3 protein-coding genes and 1 pseudogene are annotated in these 3,377 nt (G+C 75.4%); 1 reads left to right on the top strand and 3 read right to left on the bottom strand.

The features are described from left to right. The 3 genes and pseudogenes from ACFV0Q_RS39950 to ACFV0Q_RS39940 form a co-directional block, all read right to left on the bottom strand. A pseudogene (locus tag ACFV0Q_RS39950) lies at positions 1-242 on the bottom strand (hypothetical protein); the annotation flags it as partial. A gap of 154 nt (positions 243-396) precedes the next feature. Continuing rightward, positions 397-1,740: a serine-threonine protein kinase gene (locus ACFV0Q_RS39945; RefSeq protein ID WP_385012812.1), complete on the bottom strand. Its 1,344-nt coding sequence runs from the start codon at positions 1,738-1,740 to the stop codon at positions 397-399. A 153-nt stretch (positions 1,741-1,893) separates the two neighbouring features. Beyond that, a complete protein-coding gene (locus ACFV0Q_RS39940) occupies positions 1,894-3,144 on the bottom strand; it encodes an exo-beta-N-acetylmuramidase NamZ domain-containing protein (RefSeq protein ID WP_385012809.1) in 1,251 nt (416 codons plus the stop codon). Between the two features lie 94 nt (positions 3,145-3,238). On the opposite strand from ACFV0Q_RS39940, the gene ACFV0Q_RS39935 reads away from it, so the two are divergent. Next, the coding region (locus ACFV0Q_RS39935; protein ID WP_385012811.1) for an SDR family NAD(P)-dependent oxidoreductase at positions 3,239-3,377 on the top strand (139 nt) is incomplete at its 3' end.

The raw sequence follows: 3,377 nt of genomic DNA, 5'->3' as shown, positions 1-3,377 counted from the left end.
CGCTCGTACTCCAGCCAGACCGCCCGGGCGTCTTCCAGTTCCTCCAGGGCCGCGACCAGCCGCAGCGGATCCGCGCCCCGGTCCTCGGGGGCGATCCCATGCCGGTCGCACAGGTGCCACCACGTCGCCCGGTGCCCGTAGGGGGCGAACCGTTCCAGGCAGCGGCGCAGCGAATGGCGCCGCAGGGCCCGGTCGTTGCGCGCGTCACGCACCTGGTAGGCCAGACTCCGAAATCCCGCCATCGCACCTTCACCTCCGCCGCCGTGCCCCCGCCCACACCTGTGTTCGCACTACCCCGTCGAACGAAGCAGCCCGCCCTGACGTGCCCAACATGCCCGGTCGGCTGTGGGCGCATGCGGGGGCGGTCGAGGCGTGCGGGTGGCACATGGCCGGAAGTCAGCGCCCCATGCGCCCCGCGCCGACCACGATCCGGGCCAGTTCCTCGTGGCAGATGTCGCTGTGCGCCCCCGAGGGCGGACCGCCGCGCCGCACCACGGAGCCCGCGTCCACACTGACGCAGCCCGCCTCCGGCAGCCCGTCGCGCAGGGCCGCTTCGAGGCTCAGCCGCGGCGCGCCCGGCACGGCCTGCACCCCGTCGTGCCCGACCGCGCCCCACCGTTCGTCGAAGCCCAGCAAACCGGCCGAATCACCCGCCATCCGGGACGCCAGCGGATAGAACAGCCCGAGTGCGCTGTCGTGGGAGGAGTGGCAGGCCACCACCGGGCCGTCCACCCTGCGGTGGAGCCCCCGCAGCGCGCCGCCGCGGCGTGCGTCGTGGGGGAGGCGGTCGCTGAAGGCGTAGTGGGAGAAGGCGCCCTGGAGCAGCGTCAGCGACTTCACGTGGCGGGCCCCGTCGGGCACGGCGCGCAGCGAGAAGGACACCACCCGCGCCCCGAAGCTGTGGCCGATCAGATGGATCCGCAGGGCCGGGCGCCGACCGGCCAGGTCCGCCAGCACCGGCCCGAGCCCGTGCTCGCCGACCACCCCGGCCCGCTTCTTCATCTCGTAGTACGTCGCCTGGCGCAGCAGCTCCTTGGCCCCGCCCCACAGGGTGCGCAGCCCGTCGCCGAGCGCGAAGTCCGCCGTGTCGCCCGCGGACGCCCCCGATGCGGCCAGGGCGTCGGCCAGCGCCCGGCAGACCTCCAGTACGTCCCGCGCGAAGACGGCCGGTACGCCGGCGCCGCCCGCGGCCGCGCCGGGGCCCGGCTCGGCCCGGTCGACATTGGCGAGTTCCCGTACCAGCGCCCCGAATTCGGCGAACGCCGCTTCCGATTCCGGCCGCTCGTCCAGCAGTTCGGCGACCCGGTCCAGCTCCGCCTCCCGCCCCGGCCAGAACGCCCCGAGCGCCCGCCGCGTGCCCGGGTCCAGGGCCGCGGTGGCGGTGTCCGGACCGGGGAGGGCGCCGTGCGGGTCGAAGTCGGGTATCGGCTCGTCGGCGAAGCGGACCGAGGGCCAGACCACCCCCACGAAACCGAGCCGCACCCCCGTCCCGACCAGCCCGGGGAAGGGGGCGAAGAACCGGTCGAAGAGCCGGGTCGAGGTGGCCCGTTCGCTGTTCCAGCCGTGCGCGAAGACCAGCAGGTCCGTGGCCTCGATCCGGGCCACCGCCGCCCGCGTCGCCGGGTCCACGTCACCCTGGGCGTCGAAGGTCAGCTCCCGGTACGGGGCCACCCCGACCTCGGGCGCGGCAGCGGCCGCAGCCCCGCCGCCCAGGGCCCCGAACGCGGCCTTGACGTCCATCCCGGCTCCGGTCCCCGTCCCGCGTACGGCCCAGTTCTCCGCCATGACGTCCTCCCCCTGCGCGCCGCGCCTCCGGTGCTGGCAGCATCCCGCTGCCGGCCCCCCTCGGCCAGCCCCGCGGCAGCACCGGATCGGGCCTCCCGGGCCCCGGCGTCAGGGGTAGAGCAGGTACTCCTGCCTCGTCGTCGCGAACCGTGCCAGCCCCGCCGCCCAGTCGCCCGCGATCTCCTCCACCCCCGCGCCCGCGTCCACGAGCGTCCGTACCCGGTCCGAGCCGGTCAGCCGGTCGATCCAGTGGTCCGGCCGCCAGGAGAAGCCGCTCCACACCCGCCGCGCCGTGACCAGCAGTCCGATGCCCGTCCGGACCGGGTCGAAGGCCTCGCGGTCGTGCACGACCAGCCGGACCCCGCCGCAGGACTTCCCGGAGTACTTGGAGAAGGAGGGGGTGAACCAGGTCTCGCGGAACCAGACCCCGGGCAGCCCCAGCCCGTCGGCCGCCTCCGCCCAGCGCCGGTCGACGCCCTCCGCGCCGACCACCTCGAAGGGGGTGGTGGTGCCCCGCCCCTCGGACAGGTTGGTCCCCTCGAACAGGCAGGTCCCCGCGTAGGCGAGGGCGGTGTCCGGAGTGGGCATGTTGGGGCTCGGCGGCACCCACGGCAGTCCGGTCGCCCCGAAGAACGACTCCCGCCGCCACCCCTCCATCCGCACCGTCCGCAGCCGCACCGGACGCGCCCCGGGGAACTCGCCGTTGAACAGCAGGGCCAGCTCCGCGGCCGTCATCCCGTGCGCGAGCGCGATCGGCTCCCGGCCCACGAAGCTGGCGTACGGGCGCTCCAGCACCGGCCCGGCCGCCCGGCGCCCGCCCACCGGATTGGGCCGGTCAAGCACCACGACCGCCTTGCCGGCGAGCGCGGCCGCGCGCATGCAGTCGTAGAGGGTCCACACGTAGGTGTAGAAGCGGGCCCCGACGTCCTGGATGTCGAAGACGACGGTGTCGATCCCCGCCGCCGTGAAGAGGTCCGCGAGCTTCTGCCCGCTCGTGCCGTACGTGTCGTACACGGGCAGCCCCGTCGCCGGATCCCGCCCGGACCCCTCGGAACCGCCCGCCTGCGCCGTCCCGCGGAAGCCGTGCTCCGGGCCGAACACCGCGACGAGGTCCACGCGGGGGTCGGCGTGCAGTACGTCGACCAGGTGGCGGGCGTCGGCGGTGATCCCGGTGGGGTTGGTGACGACCCCGACGCGCTGCCCGGCGAGTTCCGCGTACCCGTCGGCGGCGAGCCGCTCGAAGCCGGTACGCACCCGGTCGGGCGCGGCAGCGGCCGCTCCTCCCGCTGCGGTCCCGATGGATCCCACGGCCCCCACGGCCCCCGCCAGTCCCAGCACCCCGCGTCGTGACAGCGTCATCCGGACACGCTAGGGCCCGCCCCCCTTCCGCCCCGACATACCGACTGGTTAGTCTGCCCGGGATCCGGCAGTCAGCGGCGAAAGGTGATCCCCCGTGAGCGCGTACCAGGACCAGCGAGTCGTCGTCACCGGCGCGGGCGGCGGCATCGGCGCGGCCCTCGCCCACCGCTTCGCCGCCGAAGGGGCCACCGTCGTCGTCAACGACCTCGACCCCGCCAGGGCCGCCGCCGGCG

The sequence above is a fragment of the Streptomyces sp. NPDC059564 genome (assembly GCF_042735575.1).
GTDB lineage: Bacteria > Actinomycetota > Actinomycetes > Streptomycetales > Streptomycetaceae > Streptomyces.
This window is presented reverse-complemented; position numbering and strand designations above follow the sequence as displayed.